This is a genomic window from Bradyrhizobium sp. STM 3809 (assembly GCF_000239795.1).
Lineage (GTDB): Bacteria > Pseudomonadota > Alphaproteobacteria > Rhizobiales > Xanthobacteraceae > Bradyrhizobium.
In genome coordinates this window covers 1-769 of the sequence record NZ_CAFJ01000299.1, presented here as the reverse complement: position 1 = coordinate 769, position 769 = coordinate 1, and the positions used below count along the sequence as shown (strand labels likewise).

Genomic DNA, 769 nt, shown 5'->3' with positions numbered 1-769 from the left:
CGGCTTTGCACAACCCCACGCCCGCGGAACGCTGGTCGGTTGGCAATGTCCGATGGTGAGAACGGGGCAGACCTCGTCCGCCGCCGAACCGCTCTCCCGTGATCTGCGCGGGCACTGGCCGGGCCGCGATCTACGCGCGCGTCAACCGCGTCAGGGCGCTTTCCTTGTGAGCCGCGACGTGGTCGGTCTTGTCGCTCTTGATCTCGTATTGCGGCGGCCTCGGGCGTGGCGTGCCGCCGGTGGCCCTTGTAGTCGAAGTCGCGCAGATGCACCGCGATGATGTGGCCGCTGACGCGGCCGGCTTCCGAGTTCCAGGAGACGTGGTCTCCTTTCGCGAACTTGGCCATCGCATCACCTTTCAGCTCTCGTGCACCTCATCAATGGTGCGCCCGGCCTCGTCGTTCCATCGTCCGTGCCCCGCGGCCCGGAACGCTTGCCGCGGCCGCCGGTTGAAGCAGCATCGTTCAAACACATCGGCGGGCGCGGGCCGCGCCGCATCGGCCAGGGAGGACCTTGCATGCAGGACATCAGGGAGCACATGGAGATCATCGGCGCCGACGGCGCGCATGTCGGCACCGTCGACCGCGTCGAGGGCAACCGCATCAAGCTGACCAAGAAGGACAGCGGCGAGGGCCAGCACAAGGGCCATCATCATTTCATCGACAAGGGCCTCGTCGCCGACGTCGAAGGCGACAAGGTGCGGCTGTCGGCCGTCGGCGCGGTCGCGGTGACGATGGAGGAGGAGACGTAGGACGGGAAACCGCTCCCG

Annotated in this window: 1 protein-coding gene and 1 pseudogene; one reads left to right on the top strand and one right to left on the bottom strand. The window is 67.4% G+C overall.

Annotation, left to right across the window (positions count from 1 at the left end; all coding sequences use genetic code 11):
* Nucleotides 1-130 precede the first annotated feature (130 nt).
* Nucleotides 131-347 (bottom strand): annotated as a pseudogene (locus BRAS3809_RS34905) (hypervirulence associated TUDOR domain-containing protein).
* Between the two features lie 170 nt (nt 348-517).
* Between BRAS3809_RS34905 and BRAS3809_RS16775 the strand changes: the two are divergent.
* Nucleotides 518-751, top strand: coding sequence for a DUF2171 domain-containing protein (locus BRAS3809_RS16775; protein WP_008963299.1), 234 nt, complete (start codon nt 518-520; stop codon nt 749-751).
* Nucleotides 752-769 lie beyond the last annotated feature (18 nt).

What these genes read in the sequence shown, in the direction of transcription:
- BRAS3809_RS16775 (WP_008963299.1), top strand. Translation starts at nt 518, where the DNA reads ATGCAGGACATCAGGGAGCACATGGAGATCATCGGCGCCGACGGCGCG.